Below are 19435 nucleotides of genomic sequence, written 5' to 3'. Positions count from 1 at the left end.
CGAATACAAGTTTTAGAGGATTAATCATGAGCACAGGTACTGTTGTCCAAGTAATTGGCGCGGTTGTGGACGTTGAGTTTCCACATGATGCCGTACCTCAGGTATATGACGCTCTAGAGATCAAAAGTGAAGGCTTGGTGCTGGAAGTTCAGCAGCAACTAGGTGGTGGTGTAGTTCGTACCATCGCTATGGGTTCTTCAGATGGTCTGCGTCGTGGCCTTGAGGTTGTAAACTCTGGTTCACCAATTACTGTTCCGGTTGGGGAAAAAACCCTTGGCCGTATTATGAACGTATTGGGTCAACCAGTAGATGAAGCTGGCCCTATCGGTGAAGAAGATCGCTATGTGATCCACCGTGAAGCTCCTTCATACGAAGATCAGTCAAACACCACTGAACTTTTAGAGACTGGTATCAAGGTTATTGACCTTGTATGTCCATTCGCTAAGGGTGGTAAAGTTGGTTTGTTTGGTGGTGCTGGTGTTGGTAAGACCGTCAACATGATGGAACTTATTAACAACATCGCTAAAGCACACTCTGGTTTATCAGTTTTCGCTGGTGTAGGTGAGCGTACTCGTGAGGGTAACGACTTCTACTACGAGATGGAAGATTCTGGTGTTCTCGATAAAGTGGCCATGGTATATGGTCAGATGAACGAGCCTCCAGGAAACCGTCTACGTGTGGCACTAACTGGTCTAACTATGGCCGAGAAGTTCCGTGACGAAGGTAAAGATGTACTTTTCTTCGTTGATAACATCTATCGTTACACCTTGGCAGGTACTGAAGTATCTGCACTGCTAGGCCGTATGCCATCAGCAGTAGGTTACCAGCCAACATTGGCTGAAGAGATGGGTGTACTTCAGGAGCGTATTACATCGACTAAGACAGGGTCTATTACCTCTGTTCAAGCCGTATACGTACCTGCGGATGACTTAACGGATCCATCACCAGCAACAACCTTCGCTCACTTAGATGCGACTGTTGTATTGTCACGTAACATTGCTTCTCTGGGTATTTACCCAGCGGTTGACCCATTGGATTCGACTTCACGTCAGCTAGATCCACAGGTTGTTGGCCAAGAGCATTACGATGTTGCTAACGGTGTTCAAACCGTACTTCAGCGCTACAAAGAGCTGAAAGATATTATTGCGATCCTAGGTATGGATGAATTATCTGATGAAGATAAGACAACTGTATTCCGTGCTCGTAAGATTGAAAAATATCTTTCTCAGCCTTTCTTCGTTGCAGAAGTATTCACCGGTTCTCCAGGTAAGTACGTTTCTCTTAAAGACACAATCCGTGGCTTTAAGGGTATTCTAGACGGTGAGTTCGATCACCTTCCAGAGCAAGCGTTCTACATGGTTGGTTCAATCGACGAAGCCGTTGAGAAAGCTAACAAAAAATAACTGAGTACTCTGTAGTAATACAGAAACTAGTTTAAGGAGAACGGATGGCAGCCATGACAGTACAGCTTGATATTGTAAGTGCAGAAAGTAGCATCTATTCTGGTCTTGTAGCACACCTACAAGTAACTGGTTCAGAAGGTGATCTAGGTGTTATGCCTGGTCACGCGCCTCTGCTTACACATATCAAGCCTGGCATGGCGCGCATCGTCAAGCAAGATGGAAAAGAGGAAGTGTTTTACCTTTCAGGTGGAATCCTGGAAGTACAACCTTCTTCTGTTTCAGTATTGGCTGACGTCGTTATGCGTGCCGATGATATTGACGAGCAAGCCGCTGCAGAAGCGAAGCGTCGTGCAGAAACCGCTATGGCGGATGCTGGCGCAGACTTCAACTATGCAGCAGCAGCGATTGAGCTAGCTCAAGCAGTTGCTCAGCTTCGCGTTGTCGAGACCATCAAGAAGAACATTACCAGATAGGTTATTGTTTGATGAAAAAAAGCGCCCTAGGGCGCTTTTTTTGTTTTAAGAAAGTCAGGACTAAATGAACGTTTTACCGAAAGGTGTAAAGCTGGGTTTGAGTCCATCATTAATGACGGCATAAATGCCGACCTACAACTTATGCGTTGAACGCTTTTCTGTATTAGTTTTAATCTGCCTTTATCCATCTCTGCCGGTCTGTCCTTTGTTATACCAATTGCATTAATGAGTAACTCTTTAATGGAGTGAGTATTAGGGGCTGTTGATCTTTCGAGCTTAGTTTTTGTTCGAATTCAATTATTTTAGTACAAGGCTTGAGCGATGATGCTTAGCTGGCTAAGCGAAAAGCTCGTAACGCAGTAATAAAATAATTGAAACGAACCCAAAGGGCAGCGTTTCTTGGCTATTTTTACTGTGTTGTAGACTATTTGTGGAGAATGACTAAACGGCATAGCCTCCGCCTTGTCAAAATAGCCAATAAACTGCGGCAAAAACAACCGTGAAAGATCAACAGCCCCTAGTACCTATATTTATCTTTGAACGTGATCCAAGTAAAATCCTCTATTCAGTTTGAGTGCTACCCTCTGGCGATTAACCTAATGGCTGAGACCTGTTTATGCAGCACATACTTATTATCGTTAACGACGCTCCTTATGGTTCAGAAAGACTCTTTAATGCTCTACGCTTAGCTATTCAGCTCAACGAGCAAGATAATCCACCAGCCAAGGTCAGTTTGTTTTTACTGTCCGATGCAATTACCGCTGTAATACCAAAACAAAACCCTGCTGAAGGTTACAACATCCAGCAGATGCTGGAGATTATTATCGCTCAAGGTAGCCAAGTTAAGTTCTGTGGTTCTTGTATGCACTCTCGTGGACTCACTGAGTTAAAGGTTATCGAAGGTTGCGAAGTGGCGACTATGGATGATCTTGCTCAGTGGCTTCTTATCGCTGATAAGGCTGTTACTTTTTAATCATGACTTGATTTAGCTAGAGTCGCTTTTATGGCTGATTTAGCTTAAAATCAGCGCTCAAAAATTTTATAAGCAAGCATCAGCTCAAGGATTAACAAATGGCACTGAATGTCGTGATTTTAGCAGCAGGCAAGGGAACCCGCATGCGCTCTGATCTTCCCAAAGTTCTCCATCCTATTGCCCATAAAAGCATGGTTCAACACGTGATTGATACTGCACATCAAGTGGGTAGCGATGCGATTCAGCTTGTTTACGGCTACGGTGCAGACAAGCTTCAAGCTAAGCTTGGTGAGCAGCAACTTAACTGGATATTACAAGCTGAGCAGCTAGGTACCGGACATGCGGTGGCACAAGCTAACGACAATATTAGTGACGATGATACCGTGTTAATTCTTTATGGTGATGTGCCACTTATTCAAGCATCGACCCTTAAATCACTGCTTGCTGCTCGTGAAGATAATGGATTGGCTATCTTAACGGTTAACTTACCTAACCCTATGGGTTATGGACGTATCGTACGTGAAGATAACAAGGTGGTTGGCATCGTAGAGCAAAAAGATGCCAATGCTGAACAGTTAGCTATTAGTGAAATCAACACTGGTATTATGGCTGCTCCCGGTAAACAGCTTAAAGCTTGGCTGGGTCAGCTTTCATCAGATAATGCTCAGGGTGAATATTACCTGACTGATATCGTGGCTATGGCTCATAAAGATGGTGTTGCAATTACCACTGCACAGCCTGAATCAGCCGTTGAAGTTGAAGGTGCTAATAACCGAGTACAGCTCGCTCAACTTGAGCGTGCTTACCAAGCTCGTGCAGCTGAAAAACTAATGCTTGAAGGTGCAAACCTGCGTGATCCTGCTCGTATCGATATCCGCGGCGATGTTAGCGTTGGTATGGATGTGATGATTGATGTCAATGTGGTGATTGAAGGTACGGTCAATATTGGTAACAACGTGACCATTGGTGCTGGCGCCATTCTTATTAATTGTGACATTGCCGACAACGCTGAAATCAAACCTTACTCGATTGTTGAAAACGCCAAAGTTGGTGTTAAGGCAAGTGCCGGCCCATTTGCTCGCCTGCGTCCAGGTGCAGAGCTTAAAGAAGATGCGCATATAGGCAACTTTGTAGAGATGAAAAAAGCGGTTCTAGGTAAAGGCTCTAAAGCAGGCCATTTAGCTTACATTGGTGATGCTACTATCGGTAGTGGTGTAAATATTGGTGCAGGCACCATTACTTGCAACTACGATGGTGCTAATAAGTTCCAGACCATTATTGAAGACAATGTATTTGTCGGCAGTGATACTCAGCTTGTTGCACCAATTACCATCGGTAAAGGGGCGACCTTGGGAGCCGGTTCTACTGTCACTAAAGATGTTGCTGCTGATGAATTAGTGATTACGCGGGTTAAGCAGCGTCATATTTCAGGTTGGGCTCGTCCGGCAAAGCTCCCTAAAAAATAGTCTTTATTTAGCATTACTAAAGCGACCTTAGCGGGTCGCTTTTTTGTTGGTGAGTGCTTACTTTTTAATCTGGTTGTTAGAGATTAGAAGATGAAATTATTTTCTTTTTAGCAACGCAAATTAATGATACACAAGCGATCATTTGTGTTGGCACTGTTAAGTGTGGTTAATATTCAGATCTAGAACAGATCAGGATCACCTCCCAATGTAAAGGCATGTAAAGAAGCTTAAATAAAAACAATTCTCATTTATATTGCACCCAAATATTACATATTAGTTTCATCTTTGGGGTTAGTTATGTCTTTTCAGGCGTCTTTTAAATTTTCTCGTATCGGTCTTGCCGTTGTTGCAGCTTTAGCTTCATCAACCTCTTTTGCTGAAGAAGTGACAGCCGATTCTAATGCTGCTGTTGATAGTAATATCGAACGTATTACCGTTACTGGACGTAGCTTTAATGACTATAACGTTGGTTCATCGTCAGGCGCTATGCGTGGTGACATTGATATCTTAGATACCCCACAATCAGTCACCGTAATTCCTGACTTTGTTACTGACGAACAGCTAGCAACAAATCTAGGTGAAGTATTGGTTAACGACTCCAGTGTGACCGGCGGCAGTGAAAAGTGGAATCGTCAAGTATTCAACATTCGCGGTTTTGAGCTTTCTTCAGGTTCTGGCTTCTTGATAAACGGTCAACAGCAGTGGTCTCACTATGTACAGCCAATTGAGACTTTACAGCAAGTTGAGGTGCTAAAAGGTCCTTCAAGCATGCTTTATGGTCAATCAGGCCCTGGTGGTTTGATTAACATGGTGAGCAAAAAGCCAACATCTGAAACTATGTTTGATTTTGGTTTTGATACCGACGAGCACGGCTCTACCCGTTTTCAACTTGATGCCGGTGGCAGCTTAAACGAGTCAGAAACTATCCGTTACCGCACAGTGTTAGTTAAGCAAGACACTCAATACTGGCGTGAGTACCAAGATGGCTCAAACCAAGAACGTGACCGTTGGTTAGGTTACTTAAACCTTGAGTTTGATATTACCGATGACCTATTACTATCGGTGAAGTATGACCATACCCAAGACAAGACTGGTATTGACACTGGTGGTTGGTTAGACAGCAGTGGTGACTTGATTGGTGGAAGTGACATCATTTGGGACCAACCTTGGGCATTTACTGACAACACCATCACCAACATGGGTGCTGATTTAACTTACCATATCTCTGATTCATGGCAGGTTAAAGCGGGCTATAACGACCAACAGTTTAATCGCCAGCGTTTAGACTCATCTCCGCAATACTCAGAAACAGCAATGACAGACGGCTATACTATTAAGCCCTTTGACCGTTACGATGATTGGCAGCATAAAACAGGTTATGTTGATTTCACGGGTAACTTCTATACTGGCGACGTTGAACATCAACTACTTGTTGGTGCCAATATGCTTGACTACTACTATGGCCAATTGAAAGATAGCTATGTGTCTGAAGGTGGTGATAACTTTATTCCGGTTACACCGGGTACGCCTATCGATAGACCTGATCTTGACTACAACAACGATAGCACTAAGTACGAAAGTGAATACAAGCACTATGGTTTCTATGTGCAAGATTTAGTAACGATCACCGATGAGTGGCAAGTACTTGCTGGCGTGCGTTATGACGAGCAGAAAAAAGATGGCGAAGGTAATAACAGTTACGCTGTATCACCTAAATTTGGTGTCATATACTCACCAGCCGCTAACGGTAGTATTTACGTTAACTACTCAAAGAGCTTTACACCACAAGGTATTGTTAATGACCCGAATGACGTCAATGACAAGATGAACCTTGATCCTGAATATGGTGAACAGTATGAGATTGGCACCAAGTGGGAGCTATTTGATGGCAGTTTACTACTAACCGGTGCTGTATTTGATATTACCGTATCAAACGTTACAGTTACTGAAGATCTTGCAACACCAGTTGGTGATGACACGCAGATTACCACTCAAAGTGGTGAGCAGCGCCATAAAGGTTTTGAGATGGGCGCTCAGGGGCAGATCAGTGATCAGTGGTTCATGACTAGTTCAATGATGTATCTTGACGCTGAATATATTCGACCTGAGAGTGATGGCTTAAATGGTATGACTCCAGTAGATGCACCAGAGTGGTCTGCTAACATCTGGACGCGTTACGAAATGACTGAAGATTTAGCGCTAAACTTTGGTGCTATTTATGTGGGTGAACGTTTCGCTAGTACCGATAACACTATTACTAAAGATAGCTATGTTCGTTTTGATATGGGCGCCGCTTACACCATGGATATCATGGGCAGTGATGTCAGTGTTCGCATGAACGTTAAGAACCTATTTGATGTTGATTATCTAGCGGGTGGCTCTTATAAAGATGTAACCGTTGGCGAAGGTCGTCACGTTAGTTTGTCACTGGAAGCTAAATTCTAAACTGATTGCTAAAAGCCTTTAAATCGCCTCAACATCTCGTTGAGGCTTTTTTTTATCTGTAATTTGCACATTTAGAGTCATAAATTAAGCAAAAACTAGCAATTAAGTTTCATTTACCTATAATGCCCCTTTCGAAACGAAACTTAGCGAAAGGTTTTATGAATAAACGAAACACTCAACAGCGTCGTCATAGCATTATTAGCCTGCTCAATGAGCAAGGTGAAGTGAGTGTTGAGCAGTTATCCTTACGTTTCGAAACTTCTGAAGTGACCATTCGCAAAGATCTCGCCACTTTGGAAAAGACCGGCCTGCTTTTACGTCGATACGGCGGCGCCGTCGCTGTGCCTGATGAAGTTACTCAGCAGTTTAGTGCCAAGGTTGCGCCAAATAAGCTTTCAATAGCAAAAGCAGCAGCGGTTCTAATTAATGACCACAACCGTATTATTATCGATAGTGGCAGTACTACATCAGGCCTTATTGGTGAGCTAAATAGTAAGCGCGGCTTACTGGTGATGACTAATTCACTTGCGCTTGCAAACTCTATCCATGAGCTTGAGAACGAACCAACACTGCTGATGACAGGCGGTACTTGGGATCCGCATTCGGAATCATTTCAGGGACAAATTGCTGAGCAGGTACTGCGCTCTTATAACTTTGATCAGTTGTTTATCGGTGCTGATGGTATCGACCTTGAGCGCGGTACTACCACCTTTAATGAATTAACAGGCCTGAGTAAGGTGATGGCGGAAGTATCGCGAGAAGTGATCGTCATGTTGGAGTCAGAAAAGCTCGGTAGACGCATTCCTAATTTGGAGTTGCCTTGGGGCAATATTAGTGTGCTGGTATCTGATGACAGGTTACCAAGTGAAGCGGTCGACAGTATTGCAAAACATGGGGTGCGAGTCATTCTTGCACCTTATGCTGGCTAGCACCTCTAAGTGAGGCAGCCCAATTTTAAATTTAGCTTTTAATTTTAGTTTCAAATTAACTCTGACAGAGTCTAGGAAAATAGTATGTGTGGAATAGTTGGCGCAGTAGCGCAAAGGGATGTTGCAGAAATTCTAGTTGAAGGATTAAGACGACTTGAGTATCGCGGTTATGACTCAGCAGGTGTAGCAGTACTTAACAATGGTGAGCTAAGCCGCACTCGACGTGTAGGTAAAGTGCAAGAGTTGTCATCTGCACTTGATGAACAACCACTAACGGGTGGTACTGGTATCGCACATACTCGCTGGGCCACACACGGTGAACCAAGTGAGCGTAATGCGCATCCACATGAGTCAGAAGGCAATATAGCCGTGGTGCACAATGGCATTATTGAAAACCACAATAAGCTGCGTGAAATGCTAAAAGCCCTAGGTTATAGCTTCGCATCTGACACTGACACAGAAGTTATCTGCCATTTAGTCCATCACGAACTTAAAAGCCATGACAACTTACTGACTGCGGTACAAGCTACGGTTAAGCAGCTCGAAGGTGCCTATGGCACTGTAGTTATCGACCGCACTGATAGTGAGCGCATGATTGTTGCACGCTCAGGTAGTCCACTGGTTATTGGTTATGGCTTAGGTGAGAACTTTGTTGCTTCTGATCAACTAGCATTGCTACCAGTGACTCGCTCTTTTGCTTTCCTCGAGGAAGGTGATGTGGCAGAGGTTACTCGTCGTGAAGTTAATATCTTTGATGTTGACGGTAATGCGGTTGAGCGTGAAGTGAAAGAGTCAGAAGTTACTCATGATGCCGGTGACAAAGGTGAATACCGTCACTACATGCTAAAAGAGATCTATGAGCAGCCAACGGCAATCGCTCATACGCTTGAAGGCCGTATTGCGGCAGGTAAAGTTTTAGATTCTGCCTTTGGTGAAAATGCCGCTGAGTTTTTAAAAGACATTAAGCATGTACAGATCATTGCTTGTGGTACTAGTTACCACGCTGGCATGGCTGCACGTTACTGGTTAGAAGATTGGGCGGGTGTTTCTTGTAACGTTGAAATAGCATCTGAGTTCCGTTACCGCAAATCACATCTATTCCCTAATAGCTTGTTGGTAACTATCTCACAATCAGGCGAAACGGCTGATACGTTAGCGGCTATGCGTTTAGCCAAAGAGATGGGATATAAAGCGACGCTGACTATCTGTAATGCACCGGGTTCATCGCTGGTTCGTGAGTCGGACATGGCTTATATGATGAAAGCGGGCGCAGAGATTGGGGTTGCATCAACCAAAGCATTCACAGTACAGCTAGCTGGTTTACTGATGCTAACGACTGCAATTGGTCGTCACAATGGTATGTCAGCAGAGATGGAAGCTGAGATAACTCAAAGCTTGCAATCTATGCCTGCAAAAGTTGAACAAGCACTGAGCTTAGATGATGCAATTGCTGAACTGGCAGAAGACTTTGCCGATAAGCATCATGCATTATTCTTAGGTCGCGGCGATCAATACCCGATTGCTATGGAAGGTGCGTTGAAGCTGAAAGAGATCTCTTACATTCACGCCGAAGCTTATGCATCAGGTGAGCTTAAACATGGTCCATTAGCGCTTATTGATGCCGATATGCCTGTTATTGTCGTTGCACCAAACAATGAGTTGCTTGAAAAGCTTAAATCTAATGTTGAAGAGGTGCGTGCTCGTGGCGGTTTGATGTATGTCTTTGCTGATAAAGATGCAGAGTTTGAGTCAGACGACACCATGAAGGTGATCCCTGTTCCTCATTGTGATGAATTTATGGCACCGCTTATCTACACTATTCCCCTACAGTTATTGTCATATCATGTGGCATTAATTAAAGGTACTGACGTTGACCAGCCACGTAACTTGGCTAAGTCAGTAACCGTAGAATAAACAGCGCTTATTGCTGACAATAAAAAAGCCTCCAAATTGGGAGGCTTTTTTATACTGATAAAAGCTACTTTTCTGCAGCACCTTTCTCTTTCGAAATTTTTATATCGAAGTTATCTAGCAACAATAGTGTGTCTGCTATTGCGGCTTTAAGTTTGCCTGCTGGTGGCGAGCTGAGTTTTTTAGCTTGTTTTAAAGATTCTCGCCGAGTGACAAATTCAAGCATGGTTTCGAGCTTTTCTGGGCAATCAATATCGAGAGGAGGGAGCTTTTTAGCTGAGGCATTATTATAAATTTCGAATTCACTTTTTAAGTGTTCTTGAGCTTCTCTGATTCTTTCCATATAAGTTGTAACCCCTGTATATGATTTAACCCATAGTTCGAAGCTAACCGATTAACATAATTTAAACAAGTTAGCCTGCAAAAGTTAGCTCATTTGAGGGGGAGTTATGACGAATTAATAATGCTTTTATACTATTTCTTTGTGAGTAGGCTAATACTGTAAGTATTTCTAAATTGGAATTTATCACCCGCGAGTATTAGCGCCTTGGCTTTTGGCAGATCCTCTAGGGCCAAGCCCTTAGACAGCAAAATAAGTAATGCTTGCGAGATATGTTTTGTTTCCGAAACATGGGATTTTGTATTGTAAAATTCGACCTGCATATACGTCCTATAGACACAGTATTAATCGGCTACTACTGGATTGAGGTGCGAGTTGACGGAGTCAGCAAGCAGGCTGCTGAATTTACGCTATTGATTCAATTTGGCAAGTATTAACGCTTTATAGCGTTAAGTCGATCTTTTAATGGGGGAGCATTTTATCTAGTACAGAACTGTCACGCTCATACAGGGGATGAGCGTGACATTGATTAGTAACCGTTTATCCAAACTCACCACTGACATAACCTTGGGTACGTTTGTCGACTGGTTGATTGAATATTTGATTAGTTTCACCGTGTTCGACTAATTCGCCCATCCAGAAGAAAGCCGTTTTATCTGAGATCCGCTTAGCCTGATTCATTGAATGGGTCACTATCACTATGGTGAACTTCTGTCGCAGCTCGTCCATCAGCTCCTCTATTTTATGAGTAGCAATTGGGTCGAGCGCACTGGTGGGCTCATCCATTAATATCACTTCTGGTTTCATTGCAATCGTGCGGGCGATGCAAAGCCTTTGCTGTTGTCCACCTGATAAACCTTGACCTGGTGAGTCGAGCCTATCTTTAACTTCATCCCATAATGCAGCACTGCTTAATGCTTCCTCGACGGCATCATCTAATACTTTTTTGTCTTTTACCCCTTGAGCTTTGAGCCCAAAGGCCACATTTTCATAAATGCTCATTGGAAAAGGATTGGGCTTTTGAAAGACCATACCAACCCGCATTCTTAGTTGCTTAACATCGACGTCTTGATAGATGTTGTTACCTTCAAACATCACATCACCTTCAATCTTTACACCCGCGACTAAGTCATTCATGCGATTTAAAGTGCGAAGCAGTGTTGATTTTCCACAACCTGACGGGCCAATCAATGCGGTAACCTGGCGTGAAGGTATTGGCAAAGAGATATCTTTTAGCGCATGGTTGTCGCCATAAAATAGGTTTAAGTTGTTCACTTCTAGCTTATTCATTGGGATAACCTTTTAATGTTTGTTCATGCGTGTAGCAATAAATTTGGTGGTCATGTTGAGTAGTAGTACCAATACAATCAGCACGGTTGCTGTTGCGTAGGCCTGGTCCCATTCATGTTGAGTAAATAGTTCTTGAGTTAGCTTATACAGATGAACGGTTAAGGTTCGGCCTGAATCAAGCACTGACTCTGGGATTTGGGTGACCATGCCTGCGGTTAAAAAGACCGGCGCTGACTCGCCAATCACTCGACCCGTGCTTAAGATTATTGAGGTGACAATGCCGGGCAAGGCGCTAGGTAAAATAAGGCGATATATCGTATAGATTTTAGAGCTACCAAGGGCGTATCCACCTTCACGGTAACTCATCGGCACTGCCAGTAATGCCTCCTCTGTGGTACGAATAATTACTGGTAAGATCAACATTGCCAAGGTCAGTGAACCCGAAAGTATTGAGAAGCCTAAACCTAGGGTGGTGACGAAGAATGTCATACCGAATAGACCGTACACAATTGATGGTATCCCGGCGAGAGACTCGGTACAGAAACGAATAGTTTTGACCACTTTACTGCCTGGCGCAGCATATTCGGTTAAGTATATTGCGGTCATAATGCCGATGGGGGCTGCGATAGCGAGTGACAGTCCCACCATATAAACAGTAGAAACTATCATGGCCCAAATACCAGAAGCTTCACCGATACGGGTGTAAGCACCTGTAATGAACTCCCAGCTCACATATGCTAAACCGTTACTTAGAATATGCCAGACCACCCAGAGTAAGAACAAGATGGTGATGGCTGCAGCGCCCCAGATAGCTGCAAATAGCAGTTTGTCTTGTCGCTCTCTATTAAAAATGCGCTTATCTTGAAGCATTAGTAGCTCCTCTTACGGTTTAGGTATAACAAGCTGGCGTTAAGTAACACAATGAATACCAATAGGACGATGCCTGTAGAGTAGAGTGCGCTGGAGTGAATACCTGTGGCATAAGACATCTCCATTGCAATGTTGGCGGTTAATGTTCTAGCGGGTTCGAGTATGGAACCTGGCATTGCCGGTGCGTTTCCCATCACCATTATAATGGCCATGGTCTCGCCGATAGCACGAGCGATACCTAATGCCACTCCGGTAAATATGCCACTACGTGCAGCAGGAATAAGTACTTTAAATATGCTGTAAATATGCGATGCACCGAGTGCAAGTGCACCCTCTTTATATACCGGTGGTAATGCGCGTAATGAAGTTTCTGAAATGGTTATCACTGTTGGCAGAATCATTATTGCCAGTACGATAATCCCAGCGAGAATGGTGTTACCTGCAGGGATATTAAATAACGTTTCGATAGCTGGGACTATTATCACTAGACCGAAAAAACCATATACCACTGAAGGTATACCGGCCAATAGTTCGACTGCTGGGCGAACTATATCTGCCAGCCATTTGGGGGCTAGCTCAGCTAAAAATACAGCGGTTAATATTGCGATAGGCACACCTATTACAACAGCGCCAGCTGTTGATATTAGGGTTGATACTATCATCGGGAATATGCCGTATAGAGCTGGTGGTAACCACTCCCGCCCTAGTACCAAGTTAACCACGCCAGCTTCTTTAAAAGCGGGTAGTCCTTCTTGGAATACAAACCACCCTATAGTGGCTACAGAGATCACACCTACCATGGCGCTTGCTAAGAAAAGCAGATGGAAAAACATCTCCTTCCAATCAAAGTTCTTTGCTGGGGCGAGTTGCATTCCTTGCGCTCGGGCTTTACTGGCTGTGTTCATCACTTTGTCTCGACATATTACGGCTGACGCTAAATGGAATGAACAAAGAGAAGCTTAAACTCCTCTTTGTTTATTGTTGATGGTTATTGAACGCGGATATAACCTTCGCTTGCGACAATACCTTGGCCGTCAGCTGACATGATGTATTCAATGAATTCTTGTGCAGTGCTTGGGGCATTTTTGTCCACTAATACAATAAATGGGCGAGCAATTTGGTAGTCGCCAGCGGCGATGTTGTCATCAGTTGCAGCCACACCGTCAACATCGATTGCGCGTAAGCTGCTATCAACACTGCCGAGTGAGATATAGCCGATTGCAAAAGGGTTGTTAGCCACGATGGTTTTAATCATTCCGTTGCCATTGCCAACTTGTGCGGTTGGAGTAATAGCGGTGACCTTGTGGCCGTTAATCGTACGCTGTAGTTTCATTATCTCTTCAAAAGCGCCGCGGGTACCGGAGCCATTTTCACGGGTAACCACAACTATTGGGCGAGATTCTCCGCCAACTTCACTCCAGTTTTTAATTTCACCGCGATAGATTTTTGATATTTGCTCTTGGGTTAAGTTTTTAACTGGATTTGCATTGTTAACTGCTGCTGCAATACCATCTCGTGCGATGACAATCTCTTTGGTATCACTGCTGAGTTCACTCTGTTTTATATTGCGTGATGACATGCCTATCATGCTGGTGCCATTCTTGGCGGCACGAATACCTGCAGAAGAACCCGTGCTCTGCACTTCAACATTCTTATCCGTCACGCTTTGATAGTTTTCAGCCAGTACTTCCATTACATGAGCTACGGAAGTTGAGCCTGAAACGGTAACGGTGCCCGCTAGAACTTGTGGTGATGCCATCAAACCTACAGCAGTTAATAAGCCAATAACTTTTTTCATTACTTTTCCTACTCTTCTTTAAGTTGTCTAAATACGAAACCAAATTAGTGCCTCACTGAAGGCGATTGCATTAAGACAGAGAAATATGACAGTTAAGTGACAGCTTTTTAGAGGCAACGCTGATGGCTGGCTGGTGAATATTGGCATTACTTGAGTAAAGTTGATGGGCTTTCTAAAATTAACAAAGTTTAAGACTAGATTTCTTAAATCACTTTTTGGAACAGTATCTGCACCACGGTAGTAGCTGAAAGCTAAGTTTCGCAGCTAAATAAATGCGGGCCTTATTGGGGTTCACTTTTGTTTCAGCTTAAATTAATAATCTAATAGGCTTTTTGTAGTATATTTAGTGCTAAAGAATGTTTGATAAATTAATTATTAATCTTTTATGACAGTCACTATTTGACTCTAATTGGCTTGGTTTACTCTCTATCTTAGGTATCAGCTATAGCAATATAACTATACTAAGCTTCATAAACTGTTTTCGCCCAGCAACACCACTTTTACTTAAGGAAATTTTATGACCACTGAAATGATCATGATTGGTATGTCTATTTTGATCGTGGTCGGAATATTGCTGCATCATCCCTCAAGAACCTTAGGTATTCCTTCGTTGCTTATTTTTATGGGTGTGGGCTTACTGTTAGGTAATGGAGAGTTTAACTTTGTTTACGATGATTTAGATAAAACGGCCTGGATAGGCGGTTTAGCACTGAACATGATTGTGTTTGTTGGTGGTATCAATACCTCAACAGACAAGATCAAGGTGGCCTATAAAGAGGGAGGGGTTTTGGCCTCTTTTGGGGTGCTGTTTACCACCCTGTTTTTTGCGGTAATTCTATATTGGTTATTGGATTTTGACTTTATCATTTGTTTGCTATTTGCTGCCATAGTGTCATCAACTGATGCCGCAGCGGTATTCTCAATTCTTGAATCTAAAAAACTCAAACTAAAAGAGCAAACCGACACAGTATTAGAGTTTGAATCGGCTACCAACGATCCAGTTGCTATGTTACTGGTAATCTTCTTAACCGATATGGCACTGTCTACGAGTAAGAGTGTGGTGGCATCTGAGATAGCTTTAGAGCTCGTAACCCAAATTGGTGTCGCTATGGTAGTCGGTTTCGGTATCGCTAAGGTGGCTGTTTGGTTATTGAACCGTATACACCTATCTGAGTTTGGCCTCATTCCTGTGTTTGTATTAGCGAGTTTTATTATTGCGACTTATGGTGCAGAAGTTCTCGGAGGCAATATTTTATTGGCTTCATACATTGCCGGTGTAGTGATTGGTAATGGGATTAAACGAGGGCAGTTAGTTAATCAGCACTTCTTTAATAGCTTATCTTGGTTAGCGCAAGCGTTGATGTTTATTGTGTTGGGCTTACAGATCTTCCCTCAGTCATTAGCGGGAGTATTTATGAGCTCCCTATTACCAGCTATTTTATTGATACTGGTCGCTAGGCCTTTAGCTGTACAGATCTGTTACTTACCTTTTGTTAAAGCAAGCTGGAAAAAGCGCTTATTTATCTCATCAATAGGTTTAAAAGGAGCAACTCCTATTGTATTTGCACTGATCCCTGCTGCTGCAGGAGTTCCTGGGGCGCTTGATATCGTGCATATGGTGTTCTTTATCGTACTGTTTTCTGTGTTTATCCAAGGGGGAGCTATTGCGCCACTGGCAAATAAACTCGGCTTGAATAACGCTGACAAAGACTAAGAGGGTATCAATTAGTTATACAGTAGCGTTTTGAAGGGCATTTTTAGACTCAATGCCTTTCCATACTTTTTCATGGAAATAGAAAACAACAGTGTTTACAGCGGGCTCGATTAAAGCAACAGCACCACCTATAACAATACTACCGGTTAATAGATAAGTAATCGTGAATGCAACGCTAAAGTGAAGAATCGCAAAAGTCATGGTTTTAGTCATAATGGTGCTCCTTTAAAAGTTACATAGATGATAACGATTATCATTTGCGTTTTAAAGGGGCTTATATAGATAAGTTTGATTGGACTATTCGATTAGAAAGATAAATTGGTTATAAACCCATCAATAACATTAATGTATTGATGGGTTTACGCGTATTCTAATTAGCGACTAACACTGTAAATTAGTAGTGCCATGGAAAAGATGAGAAGTCTTGCTCACGTTTTTCTAAGAATGCATCACGCCCCTCTTGTGCTTCTGGGGTGCCATAGGCTAAACGAGTAGCTTCACCCGCAAACAGTTGTTGACCCACTAAACCATCATCTGGAAGGTTAAAACCGTATTTAAGCATGCGCATTGCCGTTGGTGACTTTGAGTTGATCTCTTTTGCCCAGTTTAAAGCTTCCGTTTCAAGCTCTGCGTGTGGAATAGCACGGTTAACCATACCCATATCAAAAGCTTCTTCAGCAGTGTAGTTAAAGCCTAGGAAGAAAATCTCGCGTGCACGTTTCTGTCCAATCATTTTGGCTAAGTAAGCACTGCCATAACCTGAATCAAAACTGCCAACATCTGGATCGGTTTGCTTGAATACTGCATGCTCTTTTGATGCTAAGGTGAGGTCACAAACTACGTGTAAGCTATGGCCACCACCAACAGCCCAGCCAGGTACAACCGCAATGACGACTTTTGGCATAAAGCGGATTAAGCGCTGTACTTCCAGAATATGCAAACGGCCCATACGAGCAACGTCAGCGGTACCCTCTTCTGCACCTTCATACTTGTAACCGTCTTTGCCACGGATCCGTTGATCGCCGCCAGCGCAGAAAGAGTGTTGTCCTTTTGCTGATGGACCATTACCAGTAATCAATACGCAACCTACATCTGACCATTGGCGAGCATGATCAAGTGCAGTGTATAGTTCATCTACCGTCTTTGGGCGGAATGAGTTTAGGCAGTCCGGACGGTTTATTGCCACCCGAACCGTTCCCTGATCTTTAGCTCTGTGGTAGGTAATATCTTCGAAATTAAATCCAGGTACGACATCCCATAATGCAGGGTCAAAAATGTCAGATACTTTTTCAGTCATGAGTGGCTAGCCTTTTCATTTGGTTTATTAACAAATAATGAGTAAAGGCTAGGCGGAATCAGATCTCAGGTCAATTAGATTAGCCACTAATACCAATCAGTATAAGAGGTTGATCAATTAAGCGTGTTTTTGACGAACTAGTTCAAGGCGAATAAATCACATAATGGTTGTTCCCTTATGAATTTATTCGCCGCAGAAGTAGCAAGCTCAAAATACCCCTAACAGGCGATTCTGAGCTGCTTTAGTTCAGTTTATCGCATATATAGGTTTGATTTTCTTTACTAAAGCTACTGTGCTTATCAGCCCCGTTACCACAATAATCCTGTTTGAATTCATCTAACTTGGTTTGTGATTGAGTGATAACTTGCAGCGTCTGTTGCTCAGCGGCTGATAGTCTATCTACTATATCCGTTTTAAGAAGATCCACCTTATGGTCGATCCGCTTCAGTTGAGTCCCTGTCATGCTATCAAGCTTATCTTCAGCTTGTTGATAAATAGCTTGAACTTCGGCTACAGGTTCATCCAGTGTATCGGTCTCGGTATAAAGGTAATAAAGAATACCGCCAATTAGCGCCAACAAAATCCAGCCTTTCATCAATTAGTCCTATATAGGTGAATAACTTGTAGTATAAGCGTTATAATAAGCTAGTTTTCTAGCAATATTAAAGCTGTAAGGCTACAAAATGAGCGCAGAGCAAAATAAAAAAGACTTTTCAAAAGTAGAAAGAATCAAAATTCATCAACCTGACGCCAATAAAGCGGACAGGTTTAATCCGCGTAACCGAATTTATGTGAGAGCGGTTGAAGGCTTATGGACAACCTTGCGTCGTCGTTTAGGTTGGATAGCAATGCTGTTCTTTTTGCTGCTTCCATGGATCCCTTGGGGGGATCGTCAAGCGGTCTGGTTTAATCTTGCCGAACAAAAATTCCATGTATTCGGACTCACTATTTGGCCGCAAGATTTCACTCTCTTGGCTGCCCTATTAATGATTGCCGCTTTTGGTCTGTTTTTCGTGACCACCTACTTAGGTCGAGTTTGGTGTGGTTATACTTGCCCGCAAACCGTGTGGACCTTTATCTTTATGTGGTTTGAAGAAAAGCTCGAAGGCTCACGTAATAAACGCATGAAGCAGGATCAAATGCCATGGAGCTTCGACAAACTTAAGCGAAAAACGGCAAAACATGGTGCTTGGCTACTAATTTCACTACTTACTGCAATGACGTTTGTCTCTTACTTCGTTCCTACAAGGGAAGTATATATAGAGGTATTCACGCTTAATGCCAGCGGTTCAGTCTATTTCTGGGTTATCTTCTTTACGTTTGCCACTTATGGGAACGCGGGTTGGATGCGAGAGATTATGTGTTTGCATATGTGCCCATATGCACGCTTCCAGTCTGCCATGTTTGATAAGAATACTTATATAGTGGGTTACGATACTCAGCGCGGCGAAACCCGAGGTCCTAGATCTCGCAAAGCAGATCCAAAAGAGTTGGGTTTAGGTGACTGCATTGATTGTGATTTATGTGTGCAAGTATGTCCGACTGGCATCGATATCCGCAATGGCCTGCAGTATGAGTGTATTAACTGTGGAGCTTGTATTGATGCTTGCGATACTACCATGAGCAGGATGGGGTATGACAAAGGGCTGATTAGTTACACTACTGAAAATAAGCTTGAAGGTATAAAAGAGAAAGTTCTCCGTCCTAAGCTTGTTGGCTATGGCGTCATTTTAGCGGTGATGGTTTTGGTCTTTGTATATGCTACAGCCACAATTGCGCCTATTCGTATTGATGTTATCCGTGACCGTAATCTTCTATTCAGAGAAACGGATGCTGGGCTGATTGAGAATACCTTTACCTTAAAGGTCCTCAATAAGACCGAAGATACCCATATATATAACTTGAGTGTAGAAGGCTTATCGAATTACAAATGGATTGGCCCACAACAGGTAACGCTCAGTGGCGGTGAGGTATTAACGCTTCCAATCAGTATTGCGGTAGACCCCGTTGAGCTTTCTAGAGCCATGACGCATATCAATTTTGAAGTTGAAACTGATGATGGTGAGATTGAAGCAAAACAAGAGTCGCGCTTCTTTGGTAACTAATAGAACGGTTTAAACAGACAAAAAGGGGCTTTTAGCCCCTTTTTTGTGCGTATCGTTTGAGAAATGTCCGCTTAGACGTATTATTTCATTTTTTCTCATTTAGCCCCTTGTGCTCTGTCAGGATTTGCCTATAATGCGCATCCACTGACACGGCACAGCAGGCCAACTAACTAAACGAAAGCTTAGGTAGCACGGGACTTGCAGCGGTGTTAGAGAGATTAACTTCTTCGGAAATTAACCTCAGGTGACAAACGCTTTAAGGGCTTCGGGTAATGCTTCTTTTCACGAGAGTGATTAAGAAATCATCGCTTGAAAAACTTCTTAAAATAAGCGCTTGACGCCGCCACTGGAGAGTGTAGAATACGCCTCCTCAAGCCAACGACCTAGCGTCTTCGGCGAAGTATGAAAGATGACTTCACGC

Annotated in this window: 17 protein-coding genes; 9 read left to right on the top strand and 8 right to left on the bottom strand. The window is 43.1% G+C overall.

Annotated elements, in window-relative coordinates; genetic code table 11:
* Positions 1 to 26 precede the first annotated feature (26 nt).
* The 7 genes from atpD (at position 27) to glmS (ending at position 9603) form a co-directional block, all read left to right on the top strand.
* Positions 27 to 1403 (top strand): F0F1 ATP synthase subunit beta, encoded by a 1377-nt coding sequence (gene atpD / locus K5R16_RS11635; RefSeq protein WP_020915095.1) that lies wholly within the window; start codon positions 27 to 29, stop codon positions 1401 to 1403.
* Between the two features lie 44 nt (positions 1404 to 1447).
* Positions 1448 to 1876, top strand: coding sequence for a F0F1 ATP synthase subunit epsilon (locus K5R16_RS11630; RefSeq protein ID WP_220737738.1), 429 nt, complete (start codon positions 1448 to 1450; stop codon positions 1874 to 1876).
* A gap of 616 nt (positions 1877 to 2492) precedes the next feature.
* The gene (locus K5R16_RS11625) at positions 2493 to 2849 is read left to right on the top strand and encodes a DsrE/DsrF/TusD sulfur relay family protein (protein WP_220737737.1); all 357 of its coding nucleotides are present in this window, start codon (positions 2493 to 2495) and stop codon (positions 2847 to 2849) included.
* Positions 2850 to 2947: 98 nt separating this feature from the next.
* Positions 2948 to 4315, top strand: coding sequence for a bifunctional UDP-N-acetylglucosamine diphosphorylase/glucosamine-1-phosphate N-acetyltransferase GlmU (gene glmU / locus K5R16_RS11620; protein ID WP_220737736.1), 1368 nt, complete (start codon positions 2948 to 2950; stop codon positions 4313 to 4315).
* 297 nt (positions 4316 to 4612) lie between these two features.
* On the top strand, positions 4613 to 6760 hold the full coding sequence (locus K5R16_RS11615) for a TonB-dependent siderophore receptor (RefSeq protein WP_220737735.1): 2148 nt from the start codon (positions 4613 to 4615) through the stop codon (positions 6758 to 6760).
* A 158-nt stretch (positions 6761 to 6918) separates the two neighbouring features.
* The gene (locus K5R16_RS11610; RefSeq protein ID WP_220737734.1) at positions 6919 to 7689 is read left to right on the top strand and encodes a DeoR/GlpR family DNA-binding transcription regulator; all 771 of its coding nucleotides are present in this window, start codon (positions 6919 to 6921) and stop codon (positions 7687 to 7689) included.
* An 84-nt stretch (positions 7690 to 7773) separates the two neighbouring features.
* The gene (glmS, locus tag K5R16_RS11605) at positions 7774 to 9603 is read left to right on the top strand and encodes a glutamine--fructose-6-phosphate transaminase (isomerizing) (RefSeq protein WP_220737733.1); all 1830 of its coding nucleotides are present in this window, start codon (positions 7774 to 7776) and stop codon (positions 9601 to 9603) included.
* 64 nt (positions 9604 to 9667) lie between these two features.
* Here the strand turns inward: glmS and K5R16_RS11600 are convergent, their stop codons facing one another.
* The 5 genes from K5R16_RS11600 to K5R16_RS11580 form a co-directional block, all read right to left on the bottom strand.
* A complete protein-coding gene (locus K5R16_RS11600; protein WP_020915085.1) occupies positions 9668 to 9943 on the bottom strand; it encodes a hypothetical protein in 276 nt (91 codons plus the stop codon).
* 537 nt (positions 9944 to 10480) lie between these two features.
* Positions 10481 to 11230 (bottom strand): phosphate ABC transporter ATP-binding protein PstB, encoded by a 750-nt coding sequence (pstB, locus tag K5R16_RS11595; RefSeq protein ID WP_220737732.1) that lies wholly within the window; start codon positions 11228 to 11230, stop codon positions 10481 to 10483.
* 12 nt (positions 11231 to 11242) lie between these two features.
* The gene (gene pstA / locus K5R16_RS11590) at positions 11243 to 12100 is read right to left on the bottom strand and encodes a phosphate ABC transporter permease PstA (RefSeq protein ID WP_220737731.1); all 858 of its coding nucleotides are present in this window, start codon (positions 12098 to 12100) and stop codon (positions 11243 to 11245) included.
* Positions 12100 to 13005, bottom strand: a complete 906-nt coding sequence (gene pstC / locus K5R16_RS11585) for a phosphate ABC transporter permease subunit PstC (protein ID WP_220737730.1) — start codon at positions 13003 to 13005, stop codon at positions 12100 to 12102. The genes pstA and pstC overlap by 1 nt, the downstream gene beginning before the upstream one ends.
* An 83-nt stretch (positions 13006 to 13088) precedes the next feature.
* Positions 13089 to 13898 carry a phosphate ABC transporter substrate-binding protein gene (locus K5R16_RS11580; RefSeq protein WP_220737729.1) on the bottom strand — a complete coding sequence of 270 codons (810 nt, stop codon included), beginning with the start codon at positions 13896 to 13898 and terminating at the stop codon, positions 13089 to 13091.
* A 517-nt stretch (positions 13899 to 14415) separates the two neighbouring features.
* Between K5R16_RS11580 and K5R16_RS11575 the strand changes: the two genes are divergently transcribed.
* A complete protein-coding gene (locus K5R16_RS11575) occupies positions 14416 to 15612 on the top strand; it encodes a potassium/proton antiporter (protein ID WP_220737728.1) in 1197 nt (398 codons plus the stop codon).
* A gap of 15 nt (positions 15613 to 15627) precedes the next feature.
* On the opposite strand, the gene K5R16_RS11570 is transcribed toward K5R16_RS11575, so the two are convergent.
* The 3 genes from K5R16_RS11570 to K5R16_RS11560 form a co-directional block, all read right to left on the bottom strand.
* The gene (locus K5R16_RS11570) at positions 15628 to 15825 is read right to left on the bottom strand and encodes a DUF2061 domain-containing protein (protein ID WP_220737727.1); all 198 of its coding nucleotides are present in this window, start codon (positions 15823 to 15825) and stop codon (positions 15628 to 15630) included.
* A gap of 181 nt (positions 15826 to 16006) precedes the next feature.
* On the bottom strand, positions 16007 to 16909 hold the full coding sequence (locus tag K5R16_RS11565; RefSeq protein WP_220737726.1) for a 1,4-dihydroxy-2-naphthoyl-CoA synthase: 903 nt from the start codon (positions 16907 to 16909) through the stop codon (positions 16007 to 16009).
* Between the two features lie 241 nt (positions 16910 to 17150).
* Positions 17151 to 17504, bottom strand: a complete 354-nt coding sequence (locus K5R16_RS11560) for a hypothetical protein (protein ID WP_220737725.1) — start codon at positions 17502 to 17504, stop codon at positions 17151 to 17153.
* Between the two features lie 88 nt (positions 17505 to 17592).
* On the opposite strand from K5R16_RS11560, the gene ccoG reads away from it, so the two are divergent.
* On the top strand, positions 17593 to 19014 hold the full coding sequence (gene ccoG, locus K5R16_RS11555) for a cytochrome c oxidase accessory protein CcoG (protein WP_220737724.1): 1422 nt from the start codon (positions 17593 to 17595) through the stop codon (positions 19012 to 19014).
* Positions 19015 to 19435 lie beyond the last annotated feature (421 nt).

This window comes from Shewanella sp. c952, assembly GCF_019654975.1.
Taxonomy (GTDB): Bacteria; Pseudomonadota; Gammaproteobacteria; order Enterobacterales; family Shewanellaceae; genus Shewanella.
This window is presented reverse-complemented; position numbering and strand designations above follow the sequence as displayed.